1 protein-coding gene is annotated in these 556 nt (G+C 47.1%); it reads left to right on the top strand.

Annotation, left to right across the window (positions count from 1 at the left end; all coding sequences use genetic code 11):
- On the top strand, nt 1-465 hold a 465-nt coding region (locus ACTHSP_RS21430; protein ID WP_440346930.1), incomplete at its 5' end, for a YggT family protein.
- Nucleotides 466-556: the final 91 nt, after the last annotated feature.

Below are 556 nucleotides of genomic sequence, written 5' to 3'. Positions count from 1 at the left end.
CACCCCCTGCTCAAATTCAGCATACAGGCAACAGGCTGGCTGACCAAACCTTGGCAAAAAGCATTTCCATCCGGCGAGAAAACCGATTGGTACTGCCTGCCCGCAGGTTTTCTGGTGTACTACCTTGCCTGTATCGCCATTATTTTCATCTCGCCAGCGCTGTCCATCAGCAATAAGCTGATTTTGGCAAACTTTTGGTTTGCCGCACTCCATATGCTGAAAGCCGCGGCCTATACATTACTTATCGGTCTGATTATTAGAATGGTGGCCAGCATACAAGGTCGCTATTCGCCGTTGACTTATGCCATCGAACGAATCCTGCAACCATTGCTCAAACCGTTTTCCTTCTTGCGCGTAGGGCGATACGATTTTTCAGGCAGTTTATTGGCACTCTTATTATGGTTGTGGCTGGCCCGATGGTTTCCCCAACTTATCCAGCAAACCAACCTGTGGTTGCTTCAATAGGCCGTCTGAAAGCGCAGCAGGTATTAACGACCAAAAATACAACGTCCTAAAAAGCGCTTTAATACATTTAGGTGTAAGGTAGTGCAAAAAA

Source organism: Neisseria sp. P0001.S005 (assembly GCF_051963715.1).
Note: the sequence above shows the minus strand (reverse complement) of the source record. Positions and strands in the feature narration are given on the sequence as shown.